The sequence below is a fragment of the Halorubrum orientale genome, from assembly GCF_059623105.1.
Window position 1 is genome coordinate 1 of the sequence record NZ_JBSPSR010000013.1, and the last position, 24,180, is coordinate 24,180.

At 51.3% G+C, this 24,180-nt stretch carries 22 protein-coding genes and 6 pseudogenes; 14 read left to right on the forward strand and 14 right to left on the reverse strand.

Annotation, left to right across the window (positions count from 1 at the left end; all coding sequences use genetic code 11):
* Window positions 1–359 precede the first annotated feature (359 nt).
* Complete coding sequence (locus tag ACWUI7_RS12825; RefSeq protein ID WP_496642602.1) at window positions 360–1,802, reverse strand: IS701 family transposase; 1,443 nt, start codon at window positions 1,800–1,802, stop codon at window positions 360–362.
* A 162-nt stretch (window positions 1,803–1,964) separates the two neighbouring features.
* Between ACWUI7_RS12825 and ACWUI7_RS12830 the strand changes: the two genes are divergently transcribed.
* The 3 genes from ACWUI7_RS12830 (at window position 1,965) to ACWUI7_RS12840 (ending at window position 5,044) form a co-directional block, all read left to right on the forward strand.
* The gene (locus tag ACWUI7_RS12830) at window positions 1,965–3,902 is read left to right on the forward strand and encodes an archaea-specific SMC-related protein (RefSeq protein WP_496642603.1); all 1,938 of its coding nucleotides are present in this window, start codon (window positions 1,965–1,967) and stop codon (window positions 3,900–3,902) included.
* Window positions 3,903–4,013: 111 nt separating this feature from the next.
* Entirely contained in the window at window positions 4,014–4,610 is a 597-nt protein-coding gene (rdfA, locus tag ACWUI7_RS12835; RefSeq protein ID WP_496642604.1) for a rod-determining factor RdfA, read from the forward strand.
* Window positions 4,586–5,044 carry a DUF7260 family protein gene (locus tag ACWUI7_RS12840; protein ID WP_496642605.1) on the forward strand — a complete coding sequence of 153 codons (459 nt, stop codon included), beginning with the start codon at window positions 4,586–4,588 and terminating at the stop codon, window positions 5,042–5,044. The genes rdfA and ACWUI7_RS12840 overlap by 25 nt, the downstream gene beginning before the upstream one ends.
* A 366-nt stretch (window positions 5,045–5,410) precedes the next feature.
* Here the strand turns inward: ACWUI7_RS12840 and ACWUI7_RS12845 are convergent, their stop codons facing one another.
* Window positions 5,411–5,764: a hypothetical protein gene (locus tag ACWUI7_RS12845; RefSeq protein WP_496642606.1), complete on the reverse strand. Its 354-nt coding sequence runs from the start codon at window positions 5,762–5,764 to the stop codon at window positions 5,411–5,413.
* A gap of 955 nt (window positions 5,765–6,719) precedes the next feature.
* Here ACWUI7_RS12845 and ACWUI7_RS12850 point away from each other — a divergent pair.
* A pseudogene (locus ACWUI7_RS12850) lies at window positions 6,720–7,463 on the forward strand (IS5 family transposase); the annotation flags it as partial.
* Window positions 7,464–7,468: 5 nt separating this feature from the next.
* Here the strand turns inward: ACWUI7_RS12850 and ACWUI7_RS12855 are convergent.
* Window positions 7,469–8,521, reverse strand: coding sequence for an IS630 family transposase (locus ACWUI7_RS12855; RefSeq protein ID WP_496642607.1), 1,053 nt, complete (start codon window positions 8,519–8,521; stop codon window positions 7,469–7,471).
* Between the two features lie 47 nt (window positions 8,522–8,568).
* On the opposite strand from ACWUI7_RS12855, the pseudogene ACWUI7_RS12860 reads away from it, so the two are divergent.
* Window positions 8,569–8,658: pseudogene (locus tag ACWUI7_RS12860) on the forward strand (IS5/IS1182 family transposase); the annotation flags it as partial.
* A gap of 609 nt (window positions 8,659–9,267) precedes the next feature.
* On the opposite strand, the gene ACWUI7_RS12865 reads toward ACWUI7_RS12860, so the two are convergent.
* The 5 genes and pseudogenes from ACWUI7_RS12865 to ACWUI7_RS12885 all read right to left on the reverse strand — a co-directional run bounded on the left by ACWUI7_RS12865 (window position 9,268) and on the right by ACWUI7_RS12885 (window position 11,651).
* Entirely contained in the window at window positions 9,268–9,606 is a 339-nt protein-coding gene (locus tag ACWUI7_RS12865; RefSeq protein ID WP_496642636.1) for a toxin-antitoxin system TumE family protein, read from the reverse strand.
* Window positions 9,607–9,692: 86 nt separating this feature from the next.
* Window positions 9,693–10,213 (reverse strand): annotated as a pseudogene (locus tag ACWUI7_RS12870) (DUF7342 family protein).
* A 94-nt stretch (window positions 10,214–10,307) separates the two neighbouring features.
* On the reverse strand, window positions 10,308–10,769 hold the full coding sequence (gene lrp / locus ACWUI7_RS12875) for an HTH-type transcriptional regulator Lrp (RefSeq protein ID WP_496642608.1): 462 nt from the start codon (window positions 10,767–10,769) through the stop codon (window positions 10,308–10,310).
* A 53-nt stretch (window positions 10,770–10,822) separates the two neighbouring features.
* A complete protein-coding gene (locus tag ACWUI7_RS12880) occupies window positions 10,823–10,960 on the reverse strand; it encodes a hypothetical protein (RefSeq protein ID WP_496642609.1) in 138 nt (45 codons plus the stop codon).
* A gap of 121 nt (window positions 10,961–11,081) precedes the next feature.
* Window positions 11,082–11,651: a Cdc6/Cdc18 family protein gene (locus ACWUI7_RS12885; RefSeq protein WP_496642610.1), complete on the reverse strand. Its 570-nt coding sequence runs from the start codon at window positions 11,649–11,651 to the stop codon at window positions 11,082–11,084.
* 1,111 nt (window positions 11,652–12,762) lie between these two features.
* On the opposite strand from ACWUI7_RS12885, the pseudogene ACWUI7_RS12890 reads away from it, so the two are divergent.
* The 4 genes and pseudogenes from ACWUI7_RS12890 to ACWUI7_RS12905 all read left to right on the forward strand — a co-directional run.
* Window positions 12,763–13,017: pseudogene (locus ACWUI7_RS12890) on the forward strand (DUF7983 family protein); the annotation flags it as partial.
* A 119-nt stretch (window positions 13,018–13,136) separates the two neighbouring features.
* Entirely contained in the window at window positions 13,137–13,430 is a 294-nt protein-coding gene (locus tag ACWUI7_RS12895; protein ID WP_496642611.1) for a hypothetical protein, read from the forward strand.
* A 101-nt stretch (window positions 13,431–13,531) separates the two neighbouring features.
* Window positions 13,532–13,969: a TRAM domain-containing protein gene (locus tag ACWUI7_RS12900; protein WP_496642612.1), complete on the forward strand. Its 438-nt coding sequence runs from the start codon at window positions 13,532–13,534 to the stop codon at window positions 13,967–13,969.
* 341 nt (window positions 13,970–14,310) lie between these two features.
* Entirely contained in the window at window positions 14,311–15,894 is a 1,584-nt protein-coding gene (locus ACWUI7_RS12905) for a pentapeptide repeat-containing protein (RefSeq protein WP_496642613.1), read from the forward strand.
* A gap of 1,044 nt (window positions 15,895–16,938) precedes the next feature.
* Here the strand turns inward: ACWUI7_RS12905 and ACWUI7_RS12910 are convergent.
* Both ACWUI7_RS12910 and ACWUI7_RS12915 read right to left on the reverse strand, forming a co-directional pair.
* Window positions 16,939–17,196, reverse strand: coding sequence for a restriction endonuclease (locus ACWUI7_RS12910; RefSeq protein WP_496642637.1), 258 nt, complete (start codon window positions 17,194–17,196; stop codon window positions 16,939–16,941).
* Window positions 17,157–18,644, reverse strand: a complete 1,488-nt coding sequence (locus ACWUI7_RS12915; protein ID WP_496642614.1) for a restriction endonuclease — start codon at window positions 18,642–18,644, stop codon at window positions 17,157–17,159. The genes ACWUI7_RS12910 and ACWUI7_RS12915 overlap by 40 nt, the downstream gene beginning before the upstream one ends.
* A 110-nt stretch (window positions 18,645–18,754) precedes the next feature.
* On the opposite strand from ACWUI7_RS12915, the gene ACWUI7_RS12920 reads away from it, so the two are divergent.
* Window positions 18,755–19,390, forward strand: a complete 636-nt coding sequence (locus ACWUI7_RS12920) for an IS6 family transposase (protein ID WP_496642615.1) — start codon at window positions 18,755–18,757, stop codon at window positions 19,388–19,390.
* Here the strand turns inward: ACWUI7_RS12920 and ACWUI7_RS12925 are convergent.
* Window positions 19,383–19,772, reverse strand: a complete 390-nt coding sequence (locus tag ACWUI7_RS12925; RefSeq protein ID WP_496642616.1) for an AAA family ATPase — start codon at window positions 19,770–19,772, stop codon at window positions 19,383–19,385. The two genes, ACWUI7_RS12920 and ACWUI7_RS12925, sit on opposite strands and share 8 nt — an antisense overlap.
* 512 nt (window positions 19,773–20,284) lie before the next feature.
* On the reverse strand, window positions 20,285–20,599 hold the full coding sequence (locus ACWUI7_RS12930) for a DUF6788 family protein (RefSeq protein WP_496642617.1): 315 nt from the start codon (window positions 20,597–20,599) through the stop codon (window positions 20,285–20,287).
* A gap of 204 nt (window positions 20,600–20,803) precedes the next feature.
* Here ACWUI7_RS12930 and ACWUI7_RS12935 point away from each other — a divergent pair.
* A pseudogene (locus tag ACWUI7_RS12935) lies at window positions 20,804–20,902 on the forward strand (RNA-guided endonuclease TnpB family protein); the annotation flags it as partial.
* A 94-nt stretch (window positions 20,903–20,996) separates the two neighbouring features.
* Here ACWUI7_RS12935 and ACWUI7_RS12940 read toward each other — a convergent pair.
* Window positions 20,997–21,398, reverse strand: coding sequence for a type II toxin-antitoxin system VapC family toxin (locus ACWUI7_RS12940; protein ID WP_496642618.1), 402 nt, complete (start codon window positions 21,396–21,398; stop codon window positions 20,997–20,999).
* Entirely contained in the window at window positions 21,398–21,667 is a 270-nt protein-coding gene (locus ACWUI7_RS12945) for an AbrB/MazE/SpoVT family DNA-binding domain-containing protein (RefSeq protein WP_496642619.1), read from the reverse strand. The genes ACWUI7_RS12940 and ACWUI7_RS12945 overlap by 1 nt, the downstream gene beginning before the upstream one ends.
* A 175-nt stretch (window positions 21,668–21,842) precedes the next feature.
* Between ACWUI7_RS12945 and ACWUI7_RS12950 the strand changes: the two are divergent.
* The 3 genes and pseudogenes from ACWUI7_RS12950 to ACWUI7_RS12960 form a co-directional block, all read left to right on the forward strand.
* Window positions 21,843–22,023 (forward strand): annotated as a pseudogene (locus tag ACWUI7_RS12950) (type II toxin-antitoxin system HicA family toxin); the annotation flags it as partial.
* A gap of 454 nt (window positions 22,024–22,477) precedes the next feature.
* Window positions 22,478–22,690: a hypothetical protein gene (locus tag ACWUI7_RS12955; protein WP_496642620.1), complete on the forward strand. Its 213-nt coding sequence runs from the start codon at window positions 22,478–22,480 to the stop codon at window positions 22,688–22,690.
* A gap of 225 nt (window positions 22,691–22,915) precedes the next feature.
* The gene (locus ACWUI7_RS12960; protein ID WP_496642621.1) at window positions 22,916–24,082 is read left to right on the forward strand and encodes an ISH3 family transposase; all 1,167 of its coding nucleotides are present in this window, start codon (window positions 22,916–22,918) and stop codon (window positions 24,080–24,082) included.
* The last annotated feature ends 98 nt before the right edge of the window (window positions 24,083–24,180 follow it).

The following is a 24,180-nucleotide window of genomic DNA, read 5'->3' on the forward strand; positions in this document are numbered from 1 at the left end:
CCAACGTCTCCGTTTCCACGACATTGAAGAACGATTCTACCGAAGGATCATCCTGCAGGGTCGCTGAACTCATTCCACCTCAGCGTTCACCCTGCTCTTTGGTATGTGAACTGTTCTATCAGTACTTCCGAGGTTCGGCGGTACAGATCGGAATTAACGACCAGATTTTCGGTGAGCATGCTGGCTGAAACTATGAGCCGTCGGAACCAGTGGCAACCGAAGCCAATGCCCGAGTCGATCGGGACATGACTCCACCCGCTGGTGTAATATTGTCCGACTGAACAGGATTCTACTTCCGATATACGGCCGGTGAGAGAGCGCTGCCGCTCAGCGGCAGGCGCTCTCGTCGAGCTTAACGCCTACCACGGAGAGTAGCTCTGGAGCATATACTCCGCTAACTCCTCTGCTCTCTCTCGATCACATCCTTTGTCATCGATCAGCCCTTGGATCGCTGACTCTCGCACAATCTGGTTGATTACCTCCTCGAACGACGAGAAGTCTAAACGGTTCTCACCTGTCTCAAACCGTCGCCGTACCACGAATGCATGGGCTAACATCACCACCGCGAGGTGGTGATGGACACCCTTCCACGTTTGCCCCTGATACTCGTCAGCTCCAAGATTCTGCTTGATGTCTCTGTGAAACTGTTCTACGCACCAACGGACTTGTGCCCAAGACACTAACTCCTCCAGAGATGCCTCGTCAACCCCCCAACACATCCATGCTTTGAGTTCACCATCTTCTCCATCACCGTCTTCATCGTCAGTTTTTCTCAGCAGTAACCAGCCTGTTTCGTCGCTCACCCACCCTGTATCCCGTCGTTTCACCTCCCGAATCCGTGTTCGATAGAACTCACCAGAGAGGGATTCCTTCGTTCCCTCATTCCACGTAATCTCGGTCCAGTCGTCGCCGCCGAGTGCCTCGGCGACTTCCTCTGGTGTCTCTGAACTCACGTCATCAGGATGAGCAGCATGTTTCCGGTTAGGATGATCGTCTGGCTGGATGAGATCGGTATCTTCAGGAACAAATCGGAGCTCCGTTGGCGAGACCTCTACAACATATGGTTCGGGAATCGCCCGGAGTTTCCGTCTGAAACTCCGGGCTTCTCCGAAGTGTCTATCAGCAACGACACAGACGTGATCGACACCAGCTGTAACCGCCTGTTCAATAAGATTCAGAGGTATGCCGGGCTTAGACCGGTGTTCAACGTCAGCAGGGACATCTGTGTCTTTCCGTCGCTGAGCGTAGCGTTCTCGTTCTTGTTGACTGTCGTAGTCTGCGCCATCGTCACCAGTCCACTTCTCGGACAGGAATAAGCGCATCCCGAGTGGCCAGGTGAGTTGATCGGCATTCTGCCGCTCGCCAGGTCTGGCGAGCGTGCAGTTAACCGTGACTTGACAGTTGTCGAGTTTTCCAGTCGCACCGCACCACTGACGGGCGACGCCGACGCTTTCATCGCCTGATTTCGGGATGCCCATACCATCGACAATCAGTGCAGCTTCTGGGCTCTGAATCGCTTCGGGAACACGTTCCCGAAGCTCGGTTTCAACGTTCTCGTGCGCCCACGGACTCTCACGAACAAACCGTTCGAGTCGTTCTTGATCGATATGCATTTTCTCAGCGATGTCAGTGACGGTGTTGGAACTTCCGGGGCGTAGCAGGCCCCGGAAGTACCGGCCTACATTCAGCCACGTTCGTTCGTGTTTTGGCCACGACGATCCGTCTGCCCGAGTTGTGAATGCTGTTTGGTAGTCGCTAAGAAACTGTAGCCCTTCCGCCTGCTTTGGTCTTACTCTGCTCATCCTGGCTCAGCCCACTCGTCCTGTGCCTGAAAATCAACTGCCAGAATTAAACCTCGGAAGTACTGCTATGACACCCTCAACCGACAAACGGTTTACTATTGTCTTTAGCAACCTCTCCTTCCAAACATAGAATATATATACGGTGGAAATCAATTAACTGGTATGACAACTACAGAAAAAACAGTAAATATCTCGATTGAAAACGTTGGAGGAATTGAAGAGGCAAATATCTCTCTATCAGATGTTGCTACAATCCTAACTGGCGAAAACGCCACAAACCGAACCTCAGCCTTACAGGCCATCATGGCTGCACTTGGTAGCAACCAAGCCTCGTTAAAAGGTGATGCCGATGAGGGGTCGGTACAGCTAGATATTGGAGATGCGACGTACACGCGATATCTTCGCCGCGACGATGACCAGGTCCGGTATGAAGGTGAACCGTATCTTGACGATCCAACAGTCGCTGATTTGTTTGCGTTCGTGGTTGAATCGAATGCTGCACGGCGGGCCGTGCGGCGAGGGGATGACCTCAGAGAGATCATCATGCGACCAATCGATATAGACCAGATTGAGTCGGATATCAAGCAGTGCCAACGTGACCGTGACGACATTGAGACCCAATTGGAGCGGCTTGAGGAACTCGAGACAGAGGTGTCGTCGCTTACGAAACAACGTGACAGCAAACAATCGACACTTGAGGACATACAGGCTGAACTCGACACCATTGAATCTCAAATTGACCAGCATGACGCCGACGTTGCAGATGAGCAGACAGTAAAAGAAAACCGCGAAGATGCGTACGCTCAACTTCGTGAAGCACAGTCCACGCTAGATTCGCTCACATACGATCTCGAAACAGAACAGGAAACGCTTGAAACGTTGAAGCAAACGCGCGAGGAGGTTACTGCAACGCTTGATGATGTCTCTGAGATCGTCCAAGACGATACTGAACTTCAACAGCGTATTGAAGACCTTCGTGAACGGAAGACTTCTCTAACACGGCGATTAACGGATCTGAACTCGATTCTCGAATTTAACGAGGAGATGCTTGATGAGCGGCCTGAACAAGTACTCCAGCAGACGCATAACCGAAAACAAGACCAAGCTGCGCTGACTGCCCAGCTGGCCGAAGAGACTACAACGTGCTGGACATGTGGTAGCGACGTCTCGACTGCTGCTATTCGAGATACTGTTGACGATCTAAAGGCCGCCAGGCAAGACATCGTTGCTGAGCAAAACGAGGTCACCTCAACGATTGATGAACTTGTTACCCGGCAGAATAAGATTGAAGAGCAAAAACGTGAACGAGAAGAGCTCACCGAACGGCTTGAGAGTGTTAACAATGATATCAAGACTACCCAGGAGACCATCGAAAAACTAGAAACACAGATTGAGGCTAAAGAAGCTGAGATCACAGAGCTCAAAGACGAGGTTGAGTCGCTTGAAACGGATACCGACGACACCATCATCCAACTTCATCAGGACGCGACCGAGAAGGAAGTTCGTATTGAACGGCTCGAAGACGAGATAGAAGAGCTCACTGAGACAATCACGACCCACGAAGCAACAATTGCGACCCGGTCAGATCTCGTCGACGAACGCGACGCACTTACCGAACGGTTGCAAGACCTCCGGAATCGTGTCGACCAAATCGAAGCAGACGCTGTCAGTGAGTTCAACGACCGGATGGAAACAGTGCTTGAGTTGCTTGGCTACGACAATCTGAACCGGATTTGGATTGAACAGAAGGAAACAGACGTTCGAGAGGGCCGTCGTACGACCTCACAATCAACGTTCGATATACATGTGGTGCGTACAACAGCTGACGGCGCTGCGTATGAGGATACCCTCGCACACCTCTCAGAGAGCGAGCGCGAAGTGACGGGACTTGTATTTGCGCTGGCTGGGTATCTCGTTCACGATGTTAGTGATACAGTGCCGTTCATACTGTTGGACTCGCTTGAAGCAATCGACAAGGACCGTATTGCCAAACTTATTGACCACTTTGAATCAGAAACAACACATCTGGTCGCGGCGCTGCTTACTGAGGATGCTGCTGGTCTCCCCGACGAATATCACTATATCGAGTCAGTAGCGTAATTTATAACTGTACGCTTGTAATTAAAGATGTTTACGCTCCACTGTGACACGGCAGTAGCAAGCATTACATCGGTACTATTGTAAGCGTAGCGTGCATATACACCGGTACTCATGCCGACACAGCAATCAAAGGTTGCGCGGGTCATCGAGACGTATGATTTGGACGATCTCGGTGCCGAACTTGAAGCTGCTTGGACTGATCCCACCGGTGATCGGACAAGCCTCCGCGACCTTGCCGATTGGTTCAATCAGAACGTCCTCGCAGCGGCACTCGATATGGAAACTGCCTCGCAGACCGAACAGGAGGTACAGCGATTGTACGAGGAGCTCATAAGTGATGCTGCCGGTGACACGGTGGCAGCACGCCGCGAATTGGAACGATACGGTATCGACGTTGACGCTGTCACAGCCGACTTTGTCACTCACCAAACGATTTACACATACTTGACAGAGGTACGTAGTGCTACTCTGCCAGCTGACGATCGTGACCGGACTGAACAACGTATCGAGACGATTGAGAAACTTCAGGGGAGGCTACACTCCGTTGTCGGTTCAACGCTCACCACGTTAGCGAACAGTGACGAGCTTGATCATAATGAGTATGAGGTACTCATCGACATGCAGTTGCTCTGTCCGCACTGTGGAGCAACCACCCCGCTCAAGGAACTATTACGTATTGGTGGGTGCTCTTGTGGAGGAGGAGCGTAGCGGACGGTCGTGAAGCAGCATCGGCGCGTGAGTCCCTCTCTGAAGCGATTGAAACCGAACTAGATGCATTAGTAGATATCAGCAAAAAGTTAGCAGCGATCGACCAACGTCGCTGTCAGTTTCTCGATCATCTAACTGATGTAGATACCAACGTCATTGGTGGGGCACTTGATATTTGGAGCCAGCTTCAGGATCTTGAATCAGAGTTGGAAGCAATAGCGCGACAGCGCCAGCAGTCGTTACATGATCCGCCGATACGAACTAACCCCCGCATTGCCAATGAGGATAGTGAGATGGGATTTTATAATTACTTGTATGGTCCGACCAGCGGCCCAGACTATCCAGTACTGGCAGAAGTTACTATCTTGATAAACAAACTAGACGAAGACATCAACCATGTTGAACATAAGATTGCAACTAGCAAAATAGAGTAGAGGCATTTCTACCTAGTATATATACTATGTAGTATCACATCATGGTATGCTATTTCAATCTAAATGAACTCAAATACGTGAATTTGCCGTGCTAATATCTATATATCTAAAATTTTGTGTGTTGTAAAGTAGCCGCTAAGAATTATTGAAGTTCTATCTATATATCTAAGCGTGACGAAGTAGTATCTTAGTCTTAGATCTTAGATATACCGGGTTTATATTACCTAGCAGAATTGAGGAAATCTACAATTTGAGACAGCACTGCAGCACTACAAGCCGGGTATCCAGAAACACGCTACGCCGGTCTTTGGACTGCTAATCGATAAAGTGGAACACCCCATATCGGTGGCCATCGACGTTGTCCGCTCACGTAGCGTCTTCACCGTACAGGACCCCATCGACTCTCGCAGATACGCCCGACTCGCCTGAGGCACCGGGTTCGAACTCCCAGAACGGATCCCCCGCGTGCACGCCTCGCGTGGGACTGTGGTCGTCCACGAGCCACCACACGACCCGTCCGGCTGTTTTGCGACTGGCAACGTCGCCTCGATCCTCCAAATTGTGAAGCTTCCGACGGGCCGTCTCTCGGGAGCACGCCACCCTCTCTGTAACGTCACCAGACGTGACCACTGGGCCCGGTACAGCGTCGAACACACCGAGGACGTGCTCGAGCGTGACGGTCTCAGTGTACTCTCCAGTATCGTTGCGTTCCCGAGACATACGATATCAGGAGGACTCCTCTGGCAAATACCTGTTGGCGTGCACCTTGTGGTGGACAGCTTATGCTGTAACCATATGGAATACAGCATGTGATAATACTCCTTGATCGTTTACAATACTATTTCCCAGCTGACAAGGCGAACATCCTGAGGCCTGACTCCAAGGCGATTCACACATGGCAAGGAGAATACATTCGGCTTGACCGAGGAGGATGTCGATGAGTGTTCTCAGCTGACTGAACTCTGAGAGCTAGGCTATGTGCAACCACTTCTGCTGTGTCTGATCAGCCGAGACTCTCGTACAACTGAGCGTAAACCTGGACGCTGGTTGATTTGCAGTGACAGCGTAGCCAGTACACTCCGGGTATCGACTGGTGAACGCCGCTAACCAGTTCACATCCCCGTCATAGATGCTGGCTCTGTCAAATTTCCACTCAATCACGGCTACGGGCGGGACCGTCGGATTTTGATCGTCGTCCCAGCAGGTCATGCGAGGGGAAGGCCAGATGACCAAATCCTTACACACCTGATCTTTTTGATTCGTGCTATCCTCATTGCCTACTGTTACCTGAGGAATTGGGACCTCTAGCCCAACCTGCGAGGGGCTGTGAAGTACCCCATCCGGATTCACCTGAGTGAGCAATGCGCCGAAGGCAAAGAGACTGACAGCTTCACGCTCTCTTTGCCCACTCCAAGATCCATCTAATGCTTTTTCAGCGAACGTTTCCAGTGCCGATTGCACAGTATTATCAAGTTTATTCACATATTGATTTGACTATAGTTTCATATAACTCTTCGCTAAGATCAAAGCAGTTGCACTCTTCTGAATCATAGTGGGATTCCTCATCCAAAACCCGGCATCCGGGAAACCCAAATAGGGGCTGTGTTGAATCGCCATACGAAGGCGAGGTAGGCCGCTAAATCAAAGGAGTTGAAGCGGGAGAGTTCCGTTGACCATGACGCAAATCTCCCGCTTCATCGGGGAGGTTGTACCGGTTGCTCAAAGAGTTACTGGCGATGGAGGCGAATCCGCCGCCCCGGAAGGTGGCGGCGGATTCGCCGACTATGCACTCGTTTCCCTTCACTGTCTGCGGATTTACCTCGATTCGTCGTACCGCATGACGATCGACCTGCTCAAAGAGATGCCACAAATAACCGGGGAGATCAGCCTCAACGCGGCCGATCTCCCTGCGCCGTCCACGTTGTGTAAGGCGTTCGACCGGATCAGCATGAGCGTCTGTCGAGTGCTGCTGCGCCAGTCGGCGCAGCTACACGATCTCTCTGAACACGCCGCGATCGACGCCACGTTCTACGACCGCTCACCAGCGAGCCGCCACTACTGCCAGCGAATCAGCTACCGCGTTCAGAAGCTCAAAGTCACGAAACTCGTCGATACAGCGTCTCAAGCCGTCCTTGACGTCCACTGCTCTACAAATCGGAAAGGAAGCGACGCAGACCTTGCTGAGCAGATCGCCCGCCGGAATGCGGGCGATCTGCGGTCTCTTGCGGCCGATAAAGGCTATGACAAGCAATCGCTTCGTGAAGGATTACGCGAGCTCGGGATCAGACCGCTGATCAAGCACCGTATCTTCGCTCCGTACGACCACGCACACAACGCCAGAATCGACGATCACCGCTACAATCAGCGCTCTATGACCGAAACCGTGAACTCGGCTGTGAAGCGCTCGCTCGGCTTTAGTGATAGTCATAACCTTTGAATAGATAGGAAGCGATCTATCCACGACTCTGCGAAGCTTATCCGATCGGCGTAGCCGTGAAAGATTGAACAGATCAGTTCTCGATACGTTTCAAGATCTGACGCGTTAAGCGGCGAGAGATCGCGTTTTACGCTTTTCCAGATCTGTTCGATCGGATTGAGATCCGGCGAATACCGCGGCAGTGCTACGCTATGTAGATCGTGTTTATTTACTATATTATCGACATACTCGGAAAAATGAGATGAAAAGTTGTCACAGACGAGTATGATCGGCTGATCTGGGTTCTTTTCTCGTATCTTGAGGGAAAAATCGCCCACAGATTCCTTGCTCAGATCATCTTTACACGAGACAGCGCTAGTTCCGTTCAGTGCGTAAAATCCGAAGACGACATCATCAAAGTTCGCTGTCGGCGTCTCCTTTTTCAAGATTGGTCGGCCGAAGCTCCACAGCCGCCGGCTGTTGTCTGTTGGACGAGGCCAGGCTTCGTCGAGAAATCCGACGACTACACCGCCATCAGCTACTGCGTCGTCGTCAAGATCATCGAGAGCGGCCTCAAGACGCTCTTCAAGTTGTTCTTCTGCGTCATCAGGTCGATCCGGCGATTCTGGTCGAAGGATCGCATAATTTAGTCCAAGATTGTTGAGAAGTCGCGATGTGTGTCGCTGAGAGTATGATACATCGAACCCATCTTCGATGAGTTGTTGAACTTGGTGGGTGGTGAGCGGTTGGTGCCGTTCGAGCACCTTTCGAAGCCGCTCGCGTTGGTGCTCGTCAAGTTTTGGCGGACGTCCACCACCAGAATTTGGTCGGAGACCGTCCACAGCGTCGTTATTCCAGCGATCGACCCAGCGGCTCGCGGTCGGCGTCGTGACGCCGACACGCGTCGCCGCTTCCGTGAGTGTATCACCGAGATAGATATTTTTGATCAGGCATAATCGCCGGACGAGATAGGATTCTTCGTCGGATTGAGCCTGATCGATCGCCTCATCGAGTTCTTCTTCACTCAGATGTTCGAGATGATCTTTCGACGGTCCAGGCATAGTTTGTGCTCGCGCTCTAACATTACAAATTTTCGGCTATCACTATCGCCGTGCGAGCGCGCCTATGGTTTCGTGAGTTCCGCGAAATCGCGCTGGTGTGTGTCGTGTATAACATCAAGCGCTTCGTCAAACGGTGAATCACTCCGCCTTACAGCGATTCAACACAGCCGTTACAGGCCTTCGACGAGTCGATCTCGCGGTCGGAGTTGGAAGCCGCGGTCGCCCTTTCTCCCGAAGACGTCGACGAGGCTTTCAAACATCTCGTAGAGAAGAACGTCGTTGACATTGACGAAGACATTATCGTCCGGAAATCGACTAATCTGTGAAGAAGATACTGAGTTCACGTCTCATCGCGTATCAAGATCCGCTTACAGGAGACGATCAATTCGACCGCAGTATGCTACACAAAACCGCTGTGGCAAAGTTCCCGAGGATGAGACACGTGCTACAAAGTGTGCGTGTAGCCTTAGGACACTGGTATCCTCACAGTAGGAGTAGTATAACTATCATACGATGACAGAATACAAATGACGATGCGCCAATCATTAAGTGAGCAGGACTACGATCAGATTGCTAAGTTTCTCGCAACCCCAGCCTACGAGCGGCGGCCAGAGTTGCTCATCCCAGAAGAAGTGGCTACTGATGAACCTACTGAGACAGAGCAGCCAAATAAACACAGCTTATCGTGACACCTATGTCCACAGCAAGCAGCACACCCAGGGCATCAGTCGTCGGAAAGCGCAACTCTACTTCCAGAGCGTATCAATGCGGTCTTCAATTCGCTTGAGCACAAGACGACTCACCTCACGATGGTCGGGAGGCCACTGAGAATTCTCTGCATCGGTACGACTGGCGGCTGGCGGTGTATGGAAATGGTCTCTGTAGTTATGGGTATTTGGATGTCGGTCCCAGCGGTATTTCCACGTGCTACCCGGGTGGTCCTCTTGATAGTGAACGCTGAAGTCGTCATTCCGGTACCACCAGATCTCAATTCGAGCAGAGACCTCACCCGGATAGTACTCGTCCGAGAGTTCGACGTTGAGATACACGTGTCCTTCCTCAATGATTTCCACGGACTCGAACAGCCGACTTCCGGCGAATCGGAGCCGTATCCGCTCTAACACCGATCGATCTATCGGCGCAGGAGTCGCGCCGTCGTCTACCGGCACCATCAGCTATGTGATGGGGCTGTGGAGCCAGCGACTTTCCGCCGCGCGCGCTCATGGAGGACACGCTCCTCAATGACAGTAGCCCACTGACCGAGCTCAACGTAGACATCGTCGATCCGTTCCGGGTCGAATGCAAGAACATCAACCTCAGCGGGTGAGTCAACGCCGTATTCATCCTCATACGTTCCGATGCGGTCTGTCAGCTCCGACACCTGTGTCTGTAGCTCCTAAACGCTGTTCTCGCGCGCCAGTTCGTTCACCCGTCGCCACTCAAAGTAGTCGTCGTTGCGTTCATATCTCACTGGCCGCCCCTCGTGTCTGACGACGATACCTAGGTCAGTATAGAAGGAGAGATGTGTCCGTGCCGACTCTGTAGAGCAATCTGCCTGTTCAGCAATCTCAGCGGCTTTTCTCGGGTCGCGAGCATGAAGCACTGCACCATAGACGCGCTGCTTCGTATCCTCGGCCTCAAATGGTTGATCAAAGGGGGGGGTGGACCGTTTCGACTGCCGGCGTCAGTCATATTTCTATCAACGTGGTTAACATATATATTCCTTGTTCCAGTCAAAATATATTGGGTGAAACTCTGATCTAAACGAGGTCGCTACCGGGGACGTTCACTCACTATCCACGTCGAGCTCGAACGATCGGTTTTCGGTCACGATATTCAGCACAACGCTTGTGTTTGATTCGTTGATATCGGCATTGCTGAGCACGGCCTTGATCTGCTCGTTCATGTGATCCGTATCGATGAACTTCCCGACCGCAATCACGTCGTAATCGCCGGTCGTCTCGTACACGCTCACCATCTGTTTTTCATCGCGAAGAGAATCTGTTACTGCAGGAAGCGCCTCGCCACGCACTTTCAGTTGGAGGATAGCCGTGACGTCGTAACCCAACTTGTCATAATCGACGATAGGCGTGAACCCCTCAATGACGCCCGCCTCCTCGAGATCAGCAAGGTGATTCGACACCGTCGTCACGGAGACATCAAGTTCCTCAGCGAGACTCCGTAAGCTTGCGCGACCATTGTGCAATAGTGTATTGACAAGCTTTCCATCCAGATTTTCGTACGTCATTGGATAAATGTACATCTGTTGGCGTAAATAGTTGTATGATTGGATATGTCATCTCAAGCCTTCGCATTGTGTTCTCGCCCGGACAGCGGCGTGAGCGGCAACTCTGCGTCAATCTCGCCGTACCACACCACCGGGCGCTGTGCGCTGCCGTTTGTCTCGGACACACGGCCGTAGTCAGCGAGTTTGATCACATTCGCAACGACCTCCAATGGGTTCTAGTCAACAAGACAGCGGGTTCACGGCGATAGCAAGGCGGATGCCCCCGGCTTTGCCGTGGGAAGAAGCCGACAAGTTGTTGTCTGAAACGAAAACCTAAGTGTAGCGACCAAGCCCAGACCGGTCGTTGGAACCGATACTGTTGAAGTCAATTGATGAAAATCGGGTCACATCCTCTAACACATCCTTGACGATCTCTTTCTCAACTTGCAGTTCAAAATGATATGCAGGACCGCCCACTGACCCACCAGTCTTTTTTCTAGCGTCAATGATTCCCTGCATGTCGAGTTCTTTCAGATGGTCGCGCATACGCCGCTGAACGAGTTTGTCGGAGCCAACCTCCTCAGCGATGCTTTTGTAGACGCCATAGATTGGTTTGGTTCGAACCGGCGTGTCGCCCGCTAACTCAACAACCGTGATAGCAGCCAGTGTGAGTTGAGCCTGTGTTGTCATTTCAAGCATCGCCTCGCGGACCGTTTCTTTCTCAACCTGTGACTCAGCAGCTCTGACGTGGCTTTCCTCAACTTGTGTATCACCGGCTTTGTCAGCTATTTCGCCTGCCTTTCTGAGGTACTTGATCGACTGTCTAGCATCCCCCTTGTCCTGAGCAGCAATTGCGGAAACGAGTGGGATCACTTCGGTTGAGAGAGCACCGCTTCGAAACACGTACTCGTCTTCCGAGTTGTCAATCGTGACGACCTTATCGTTGGACTCATTGACAGACGTGTGCTCGTCATTCGTCTTTAGTTAAGAGCAAAATCGCGGTACAGCGACCGGATCTGTTAGCAGAGAGCAGTTTTCTATTCGCCTAAGGCGGTTCCGATATTAACACAGTCAATTTGTGATTTCGAATAACGCTCTAAGAAGTCCGTGCACCGAGTGCACGAACTTCTCTACGAGTTAGATTGTTTCCGATTGCGGATAACCAGCTCTCGAGTCTTTTCTATTCTCTCTTCATCACTCTGCAAATATGCTGTGAGGATCGCTTCAACGATCTCGGAGCGGCTTGCTCCGAGATCTGAGCACTCATCGACGAGTGTATCGAGCTCTTCGACGAGTTCAGTTCGTACGGAGACACCCATTTTGGTTCGGGTCATAATCTTAGACGCTCTTAGAAACACGTGCACCAAATGCACGGTAAGCTTATCGGCTTATCGTGATTCAGATCAAAATATTATCATAATAGATCTCAGCCGCTACTTGCACAGTGAAGTAATCGTGCTGCTGTCTTGCGATTCCTTAACTAAAGACGAATGCTGTCACCCATACAGAGATACCGGCAACTGTCGAGACAGTGATCAACTGCTTGTGACGTGCCGACGTATTCCTCTTTGTAGCCGAGAAACTCTTGAATCAGGTGTTCACAGTTGTCGGACACCAACAGCCCCGCCGACCACTGTCGTCAAGTTCCAGTCGGTTCCGCACCTCATCGATCCCGGCGTCGATCGACTTATCAGCTTTTTCGCTCCGGTGGCCCGCGGCGTCAAGTTGATTCCTATATTGGCGAATCATTTCATTCCCAATTAACAGATATTTCGCCGCCAATTGTCGTTTTGACCAAGCAACCGTAAGATCATCAGTTGAAACATCACCGGAGATTTCGTACGCAATCCACCCACTCCGTTCAACACCGGGCTGTAACTCTCCACCCTCAAACGGTTCTCCTTTGTTTATCGCCTATTCATCTGGGTTGTAGAGTAGTGTACCCACAGAACCTGTCCTGAGCGATTCTTGATTCCCCTGTCTTGACCGATCTACTCTGATCGAATTAGAGAATGATTCTGTGCGAGATACGCGCTCTCTCTCTGAATCCGATGTGTGCGAAATTGAAGACAGCGAGTATGTACGGAAGGCAGACGTCGACGAAGAGATGAAACAAACCCGTCTCCAAGGGCTCAAAGACCAGTTGGCTGGAGCCGACGAAGACACAACCGAGCTCCAAGCTGAAATCGAAGAACTGGAGCAGCGTATTACCGAGCTCACCAGCTTTGACTCCGGGACATCCTTCCATACTCGTTCAACTAGTGGGTAGCCAGTACCCACATCCGTACCCGTTGGGAGACGACAGACCGGCCACGGAAATTGACTTGATGCTGTATCCGGACCTTCCTCGGGGCTGGTCTTTATCGGTGCGATGGACGAAACCACCGTATGAGCGACTTGGCGTCTCCAAGCGCCTCCATCTCGCTATCTGGGCCGACTGACGTTCCAGCAGTCCTGAATCGGGCTGGAATCGATTACGTCAGTGTTCACGATCGGCGACTACTCGCTATCTATCGCACCGGCATCTTCAATGTGGTAACTGAGCCGGAGTCAGTGTCGAATGCGCGCACACTCGAGATCGAATGCTGGGAAGCACCCCTCCCGTCTCGTGGTGATGAGCGATCTCCACAGGAGCTTCTTGACGACTTTGCTGCTGTGTTTGAGCGTGGCGATAAGCCCTGAATCGCCTCTCGGGTCTCTCGCTCGCAACGACGGTGATCAGTTGAGAGCAACAGAAACGCTAGAAACAAGTTCTCTAGCACGAGTCAAGACATACGCAATCTATGGATATTTCTGAGACACTCCAGACACTGTATACTGCGACTGTTGAGCAGGACGATGGGAGCTACCAGATCACCGTTCCGGAACGCGAGATAGCCACCGGGACAATCGCTGAAGATGAGACATACCGTGTTGCGCTTATTTCGACGACCGCATCAGATGTGGATGACACGGAGACCACTGACTCCATCCAATCCACTGATGATACAGATCAGCAGCACGAATACGATGGTCCGCCTGTTGAGGAGGGTGAACAGCGAGATGTTGAAATCGAGAATCTCGGTGACCAAGGTGACGGGATTGCGAAAGTTGAGCGCGGCTACGTTGTGATCGTTCCCGAGACGACCATCGGGGACCGCGTCACGGTCGAGATGCAACAGGTGCGCGAAAACGTTGCGTTCGCGGATGTCATCGATCGTAACCCTCGCCAAGAAATCTAACAGCTACTGATTGAACACGAACGAGGGGATGTCATAGAAGAGTTCCACACCCAGCGAGAATCATTCAGAACAGGGGGTACGCATCGATTCCGAACACAGACTTCTCCATAATATGTCAGTAGCGGCGTGTAAGATACAGAGGGTTAATTTATCACTACCTCAGGGACAGAAACCGGCCTGAAAGATTGAACACTCGGTATGGAACGTTCTGAAGGTGTCAACAGACGAATTCAAGCCGGAACAGAAGATTCGTTTAAAAACTTCGCTTTCCGGACCGCTGTCGCAATTATTCGACTTCTCTGTGCCCAAGTTTTTAATCCAAACTAGGAACAATATTTTATATGACCGCGAGTTGTAACTACCGCCACGAGTTGTCGGCTGATTATTTTGACGACGAGTCGTCGTGGGATTGTCCACATCCTGCCGACGAAAACTACTGTGTGTTCCACGGTGAGGCGTCCGATGAGGCCCGTAGACGTCGGTTTATTGAAGCGGTCGAGGAACCGGCCCCGGCGACAAATCAGTTTCTTGGTGCGACGTTTGGGGCAATCGATCTCGATTATGAACGACTTGACGGGCCGACTAACACACCCATCGACTGCCGTGACGCATCATTCGAATCGATCTCGCTGCGATTTGGGACGGTAAATCACCCGCTTGATCTTCGGGGGAGCACAGCCACTGGACAAGTTACGTTCGACGAAACACAGTTTGCCCGGCGCGTTGACCTCGGTCACGCCCGGTTCGCGGACGTCTCAATGCGGCTTACAAAGTTCGAATCTTGGCTCGACACGCGCGAAGCGACGTTCGGGGAGGTTTGTGGACGTGTCGCCCGGTTTGCCAACGGAATATACAGCGTGGACGCACGGTTCACTGGAGCCGCAGACTTCACTAATGCCCAGTTTGACGACGTAGCAAACTTTTATCGTGTACAGTTCGACGAGGGGGCGTGGTTCAAACGAACAGACTTCGCAGACAAGGCCCGGTTCAAAGAATGCACACTGGCTGGACCTGCCGTTGAGTTCGGGTCTGTCGCTGGCAACCCGAAGCGCGACCGACCAACTGCAAATGGTGCAGCGGGGATGTTTCTGGGAGTAGACTGTGACGGACCATTGCTGTTTGACGGCGCGACTCTTACTGGGGGGCTTCGTATTGACGATGCTTCCCTCTCAGATGAGGTGAGCTGTGTCGATCTCACAGTACAAGACGGACCCGTTACGATCGATCTCACAGGAACGGAGCGCGTGACCGGTACTGTCGCAGCAACCGACGGTAGCGTTGAATATGAGCTCACTCGAGCGGTGTTGGGTGATCTTGTATTAACAGAAGAGACAACGATTGATTCGCTAACGTTTAATGAGACGGTGTTTGATGGGTTCGATTTCACTCGCTACCGGAAGCAACTCGCCGCACTGGAGTACAAGATCCATGAGTCGGACGACCCGCCGTCGGTTCGTGAGATCATATACGTGCGGGCCAAAAACGGGGCCAAGCAGGTCGGCGATAACCGTGCGGTTTCAGAGTTCTTCTTTCATGAGATGGCTGCCAGACGCGGGAGCCACCGCCGAGAGTTTGCCCAGTCGGACGGCTTGACGCGATTCCGACACGCCGGACGTTACGTAGGAAACGTAGCGATGGGATTGAGTTGCGGATACGGCGAGCGACCGTTATGGACCGTGTTGTCGTCTGTGGGAATCATCGCCGTGTTCACCCTGATCTACGCCGCTGCCAGCGTTCCGCTGTCAATCGGTCAGTCGATATTGAGCTATCTCACGTTCAGCGTACAATCGTTTGTTTCGCTTGTGCTCGGCGGACCGACGGTGGAAAATACGTTCGTAAGTTTCATCGGGGCTGCTGAGGGGTTCCTCGGCGGATTCATGATCGCCTTATTCGTGTTCGCTCTCACTCGGTCAATCGCTCGGTAACCACGAGAACTTGGCGCGGGAATCCGTACAGTGACGATCTTCTGTCTCTCGGACCCACGCTTGAAGCGTAAGCCTCCGCCCGCTGATTGTTATTCGTCTTTAATTACGTCTCGCACCTTGGTTGTGTAGCGGAAGCGAGGATCGGTCGATCGCACTGGACCAGAGCAGGCGTTTAATTAGCGGGGAGTATAACGACATCACTCTATCCCAAATAAGAATGAGTAGGTCGTGGAGAGGGAATCTAGCCCCTCAGGCAGACGATATTAAAATCACTCTCAATTGATGAATTCCTTTTATGATCCTGACTAATCTGGTGGGAAAGCTACCTGAAATCCGATACCGGAGAAGCCGCGTACAAAATGTAGAGCACGAAATCAGCACTCTGTATGAGTCCTATCCAGTCAGATCAACGAGATTAGCGCCGGAACGAGCGCGTGTATTTAATCGAAAGGGATGTGTCTCCGTTGGAGACAGTCAAGCGTGTGAACGCGTTCTAACTGATTCTCTTCGATCGGTATGTGAGCGGATCGTCCTGCAAGACTCGCGCCCTGTATCTTGCACGGCTACTAGAACCTATTATCACCTGAGAATTTAATAGAGCAGTCTGGTTCAATTTCGGTGAATCTGGTGTTCGTTTCTTTATTACTCGTCTTTCATATTGTCGTATTGACATTATAAATATCGAAAGCGTCGTAATAAGCGTTCTATACGGGATTCACGAATCAGCTCAACAGAGTCGAGAGATCAGTGGAGACGCTGAAGACGATCGTCATACTGTTTGATCCGTCAGCGGAGAGCTTAGAGTGACCGACTGAACCTCTCTGTTCTGTTTGAACACCGTCTTAGCCGCCATTTTCGAGCGATAAAGTATTAGATTATCAACATTAAAATCCGAGTTTGCTTAGCTAAAGACGGATGGGGATAAAATATTCCCGCTGGGTCAATATAAAATTTGTTACAGGTTGTGGTAAAAGAGCTCACAGGTAGCTCGGACGGTGGGGCTTACTTTATTTCACGATGCTGTTGAGTGTGCTCGGTATCTTTTCACACTTTCTTTGGAATACTATGGAGCGTTAGCTGATTGATTAAATCTTCTCCGTCAACTAACTCTACCTGACTTGACCCAGCAGCATAATCTGAAGCTGTGCCAGCAAACGAAGAGCTAGTTACGATTACGATTTTGTCTGCACTACCCCGAGCTAATGTGCTCTCAAGCTTTTGGATTACTTCGCGACCGACGGTGTTCCCCTGTGAGAACTGCTTTACCTGATTGCAAGGCTTTTTATTTCGGTCTCCGCCCAGACATCAACCCCCATATCACGAGAACCTGATGTAACAGTCGTCTCGTACCCTTGTTCGGAATATAAACTGGCAATCAGATGTTCAAATTCTTGCCAAGAGAAGTTATGTAGATCCGTATAGGACCATACTGTTCCTTGCATCTGTTTCATCACTTGATATGGCTCAATCAGCGGTGAGGGGTCATCTGTTCTGCGTGCCTTAGACACTGCACGGTTCCACCCACGATATTCGACTGTCGGATGATCATGCCACTCATCAATAAATTTCTCAAGTTCATCTGAGAGCCGCCTTGTTTCCCTTCTAACAGCTTTTTCAATTTGCTCTGATGCTTGAGTAAATATACCAGAATCAACTTTTTCAATTGAACTGATTTGTTGTATCACCTTTCTTAGACTTGTTGCAATAGAAAACGATGGAAACTCATCATTATATGTATTGACTGCTCCAATCTGGTCGACCAGCACTTCAACCTGACATATACCTGTTCCCTGTTTACTTATGTTACAATTGAGAAGCGCAGATTTAATAACTAGCAAGCATTCATTAATCAGCGAGTTTGTTGTATTATTTCTTAATGTACATATCTGTTTAATCGACTGGGCAAATATCCAGCTATTATCTAGAACAGTTCGCACTTTTTCTATTCCCTCTTCATGTGTGAGGGTTAATTGACTCATAGGCAGACCGGTCATAATACCATCATCAAGTTGGGCGATGAGGGGCTTTGGATCGTCGCTCACCGCTCTGAGTTGTTCTTTGATCTGATCGTAGTTATTAATCTGAGTGGTAGCTTGGACTATATTTTCAATATCCGATTCTGTTAGTATATTGCGATAGGCTGTATATTCTAACGTGCCGCGGTAGATCTCCTCGAACTTTTTACTAGCAAGGGCTGGCAGAGCTGTGGCGAGGATTCGTTTTTCAACAGAAGATGGCGGGTCAGACACCGTGGAGAGAATCAGACCGCGAGTGGATTTTATCAGCTCAGATTGAAAACGATCAACAAAATCCTGATATTTGGGTTCAATTTCACTAATGTCCTCAAATGTCTGTAGTCGCGCCTCAATATCAAGACAACGCTTGATTGCCAATCTCTGATCACCCGCTACATACGCTTCTTCCGCTGTGGATATGATGTCACGCAGCTCATCAACCTCTCTGCGAAATCGTGCTGCAGATTTTAAAGCCGCGTTCTGATCAAGCTCCGAATTTACTTCGCTTGTGTACTTTCGAGTATCCAATTGCGCGTTAAGCTTTTTTGCAGCCTCAAAACAGTCTTCAGCATATCCATATTCTTTTTTTGAGCGCTGTTGCTTGCCGATATCTAATAATAACTCAACCAACTCCTCTGATTGGTAGGTACCTGATAACTGCGCCGCTATCTCATCTGGTAATAGCGAGCAGATCATCTGTTGATCTTTTGTTTCAGCTTTCTTTTCTTCTGACAACGTTTGGTACGTGTTTAGACTACTGTTGCTAGCAAGCTGGTTAGCAGTCTCAAAACGGCGGTGTTCAGATAAGGATTGAAGAATGAGGCGTTACGTTTTCAAAGTGACTTATGCCCGAAAACGAACGCCTCAACCGTAGTATCGACCAGATCGAGTTAGGTTTTGTGGAACGAGAAGCGACACCGGAGTTTCTGATGAAGCTCAGTATTCAATTGCATCTGTCGGGTCTCTCACTTTCGAATACTGTTCGAGTTATTGAGGTATTCGGTGTCCAACGTGCTCGATCAACCATTCATAACTGGGTTCATAAGGCAGATCTACAGCCGGAATCTGGGAAGAATCCGGATCACGTTGCGGTTGATGAGACCGTGATCCAACTCAATAATGAGCAGTATTGGCTGTACGCTGCGGTCGATCCAGCTACAAACGAATTGCTGCACACAAGCCTTGAACCAACCACAAATACGGTTATTGCTCAAAAGTTCCTCGCCGAGATTGACGAGAAACACGATGTTTCTGAGTCTGTGTTTCTCGTTGATGGCTCACACTCGTTGCAAGCTGCGTGTCACCGAGCAGGCTACGATTTCAGATATGAAAAACATGGAAATCGGAATGCCGTCGAGCGTGTCTTTCGTGAGATAAAACGCCGAACTGTCTGTTTCTCAAACTGTTTCAGCAACGCCTCAGCAGAAACTGTCGACGACTGGATCAGCTCGCTCAGCTTCGCATGGAATCAGCTTATCTGAACACTACCCGATTAACAATGCCAACAGCAACTTGATAGGAGGAAGTTTTGTGATTACCGGTCGTGAAGTTCTCGCAATTTATCCAAATGATGTTCAGCGTTACCCGTTCGTCTGCCGAGAGGTCAGCATTCTTCTGTTCAATGTCGGTAACAAGCTTATTGCGAAGATGCTTTGTGACGGCTGTTTTGCCTACGCCGGTGTCACCGTATAAAAAAGCATTCTGCGGCGGTCGGCCTTTGTATATGGGTTTGAGGACATCTGTGAAGTCACTCAACGCGTCGTTCCGGCAGAGAATCTTGTCTGGAGTGTAGTCCTCTTCAAGAACCTCAGCGTCTTCTATCAATTCAACGTCATCAGCGAAAATTGAATCGGGATCTCCCATTTAGCCTTCATTAACGTGTCCATCCATATGACTTTTCTTGAGTTTCTTGAGTTTCTTGAGTTTCTTGAGTCCACGGTAGAGCCGCCTCACACACAGCGGTTTTCTTGAGTTATTAGTTGATCGACTCTCAAGAGAGAAGGACGCCGTCTGAGAGATCATATATAAACACGATTGAGTATACGATAGATTACTCAAGAAAACCGCTGTATGACATACCGTAGTAATGCGATTACGATCACTAACATAACCAGCAATATAACGCTACTATACAAAACTATTTATAATAGTTTAGTAGTAGTATAGCCTCGTCTACTTAGATAGGCGACTGTTCTAACGCGTTACTCAGAGAAGCTACCGTCGAAACCGGTTATTGGACTGCATTCAGGCTCATCTTCTCGTCTAATTACTCAGGAAAACTGCTGTGTGAGAGGCAGCATATACTCTTTTCAACCGCTTTGAGCCGCTGTGAAGTTACCATGCAAGGCGGGAGTAGCAGCTGGCCGTGCTTGGACCTACTCAACCGATCCCTTGTATTTTGACTCTACCTTCTCGCCCTCTCGCCACTGCCAGTAATAGTAGCGGTTGTCGTTGATCTCCTTGATCGTGATCGTTGCCTTCAACGGGACCTCGGCTGGAAGATCATCGGGTCGGTCGCCGATCTCGTCGTCCTCTGACTCTTCCTTGAGGCGCGCTTCGCGAGCTTTGTGCTCTGCCAGCTCCTCGACATAGCGTGTGACGTGCTGGAGCTGGTCTAGCGAGTATCCGTTGAGCGCATCGACGATGTCTGTCGGGAGTTCCGCCGGCGGCGTCGGTGATTCGTAGAGCATCAGCGGTCCTTCACATTAACCAACAAAACGCGTATTGGAATAGATGTGTTGGTTAATTAGGTTTTGTCTCTCCACGGACAGGGAGTGAATAGCAAACGATATCGGATTGGCTTCCTCCCACGGTTGAGCCGTGGGCTCTTGGCTTGTATGGCTATAACACGTCGACTAATGTGATCTGTGGAAGTGGATTCATCGTCTGTGTTGAATAGGAGTACCGGCTGGTTGGCACAGCCCGGAGTCTACCTGTATGACTCGTCCAGTGGATTCCAACCGCAGGCTCAAGTGGTAGGTTGTAAACCCTAATATCCCAATCCAGCGGCGCGGTGTCGTAGGATTCCTGTGTCTTCGGGCGCGGGAGGGTGTCAATTGTCAGGCGTGGGTCAGGGACGTGACCCGCTCAGACACCGTCTTCGCGAAATCGCTTCACGGTCACATCGACGTCGTCGAAATCGTCGTCAGCACCTGTGTAGGCTGTCGCCTCTTCCATCGCTGCTGTGGCTAGGGTAAAGGCGTCGCCGAGTGCGACGTTGTAGTCGCGCTTGTAATCGGCGGCTGATTCCCAGACATCTTCAGCGGTAACGATATCGCACCAGTTTCGAATCCGAGTGGCGTATGCTTGCGCTGTCTGCGGGTCGTCTCGTCCGCATACGTACCGCACTTCGGTACACGTCACCGTGTTCACTGATCCCTTCAGCTGGCCGTCTTCTACGCGGTTAATAATCGCTTCGACGGCATCACTCTCAGGCTCGTCCCAGTAATAGGCAATCAGCGGTTCCGCGTCGAATACAATATGGTCCATTAGTCATCTCGCTCGAGGCGTTGACTTCGCTTCTTGTCGGCTTTCCGCTCCTCACGAAGAATGGCCGTTCCGCGCTCTGTCGTGGTTGCGGCTCCACGGAAGTCTTGGAGGCTGGGGAGTGGTTCAACAACGATCTCTCCTTGCTCGTTTTCATGAATGCGAACCCTGCTTCCCGGTTCGATTCCATGCTTCTCCCGGAGTTCTTTGGGAATCGTCGCTTGGCCCTTCTGACTCAGGTTCACGATTCGGCCTTCGTTAGTTGTACTCATGATAGTATTACTATTCGATGTACTACCTTGAAGCTTTGCCCAGTCGCTCTGAGACAGTTACGAGCGCATACCCCCGTCTTTAGACCTGCCCCTTACTGCCCTGTTTGACTGACACTCACTCATCGCTGGGTTCACATTTGTGAGGAGGTTCGTTGAGATCAGTGGCCTATTATAGCAGCGGACGGCCGGAGACCACGCACAGTTGTACTATGTGCATCCAACGAACGAAGATGGTCGCCGCCAGGTGACTGTTCCGTTGCCCAACGAGCTTTTGAACTGGGACGCTCCGTGAGATCGCCGACGGAGTGGGTGCGCAGAACTGTGACGAGGTTTGTGACTGGATTGATCGGAACGCGTGGCATATTGAGAAATCGGATATGTGTGGACTAATTCTGTTTGATCGATCAGTTATCCTCTGAGCGTTTGACGATGACTACCGTCTCCGCCGACCGCATTTGTCTTGCATGATTGCTGGAGGTGATTCGGTTCCATAACCTGTCAACACAGCCATGAGCTCACCGTTCCGAGCCACGTAGTCGTAGCCACACACGTCGTACACTGATGGGACACCCGGCTTGACAACGCGTCAAGCCGCTAACTCACCATCTGTGTGCCGTCACGCAGCGCCGTACGATCGCTTTCCCTAAACCTATGAGTAACAATACTTCTACCGACCAGAGTCGTATCGACAGTGCACACCCAGCCGACGACGACCAGCACAGGGCATCTGAGAACGCTGCTACAGGCCGTGAGAGGCCGTCCACGCCGGCGTCAGCTCACGAGAGTGACCGTGACGCGATTGCAGGATCGGTGAGCAACGTCCAGATCCAGATGCACGATAATGAGACCACCGTCACCGTGTCGCCGATTCGTGATGAGCCGGCGTTTACCGGTGTCGACCTCCGGTGGAAAACTGATACAGCTTCGATAGGAGTCGCTCTCGACACGACCGCTGCCCGGGCGCTCATCGACGAACTGCAGTCAGTTGTCGATGCGGTTGACAACGGGGCCCACGACGCGTAGGGACCTTTTGCTCAACTGCCTCACAGTCAACCTCAGAGACATTTTGCCTGTGAGCAATTCTCTGTGTTGATGGTACTCATCGCTAACCCTGCCGGGGATGGCTTCTCCTCGCACCGTATGCACCTTCTCACGGCTTGACAGTCGGCACTTCCCAATTGAGGATTTGGAAGTCAAGTTTCAGTACATCACAAAGCCGGTTAGTTGAGACGTCTGCTTGCAGAAGGTGTGTCTAAAACCCAGCAAGCAGACGATGAAATCCACGAAGACCAACTCCTTAACTTCCTCGTCAACGCTCTTGACGAGGAAGTTGCTCTCACACTCGCTGAAAACGCCGAGATCGATGCTGAAGACATCTACGAGGTCCTCGTCGGCGCGTGCGCCGACGGGACCTCGGTCTCAACGCTCTGTGAGAAAAGTGAAGACGCCCCCCACAAAAATTCGGTTCTCTACCATCTCCGCACCAAATTCGATCTTGAGACGCTTGAGCAAGTCGGAAACGCGCTCCTTCAGAAGGACGTTCTCGACGTCCTTCCCCAGCAGGTGGAGGTCGTTTCAGACCTCCACCTGCGGCCCTACTACGGCGACGAAGATGAGACAGACGGCCTGTACCACTCACAAGCGAAGTGTGGAACGACTGCGTTCCACGCCTATGCCACACTCTACGCGCGTGTGAAGAACAAACGCTACACGCTGGCGGTGCGCCGTCTCGAAGACGGCGACACCGCCAGCAGTGTCCTCGCAGAATTTCTCGGTATCCTCGACGGCCTTGACTTCGATGTCAAGGCCGTCTTTCTTGACCGCGAATTCTACGACAGCAAGTGTTTGACGCTGCTTCACGCACACAATCACGCCTACGTCATGCCGATCGTCCGCTGGGGACAGACGATCAAGCAAGAACTCTCGGAAGGCTGGAGTCGCGTGATTCAACACGACATGACGGCGAAACTCGACGGTCACAGCTGGACCGTCGAGTTTCCCGTCTACATCGACTGTACGTACCAGAACGGACGGTACGACGAACATGGGGTGGCGCGTCACGGCTACGCCGCTGACGCGCCGTTCATCGACTCACCACGAGACGCCCGATACCACTACGCGAAACGCTTCGGTATCGAGGCCAGCTATCGACTCTCCGAGCAAAGTATTGCGACGACCTCGACACAAAATCCGGTCGTACGGCTGCTGTACGTCGTGGTGAGCTTGTTGTTACAGAACGTCTGGCGGTATTTACACTGGGAGTACGTGGCGACGCCCCGCCGTGGGGGGCGTCGCCTCTGGAAGTGGTCGTTCAAGGAGTTCATCACCATGATTCAACGGGCAGCGTGGACGGCCCTCGCGACGCGTCGGGCCGTCCCCGCAAACCGACCACCAGACGACCGGTTTACCCGCTAATCTCCGACCGAGTTAGCCTTCGCCAGGAGTGGCGACGCTGTCGCGTCGGCGGCAGCCGCCGCCGACAGCGACAGCTCTCCGTCGGTTCGTCAACGATC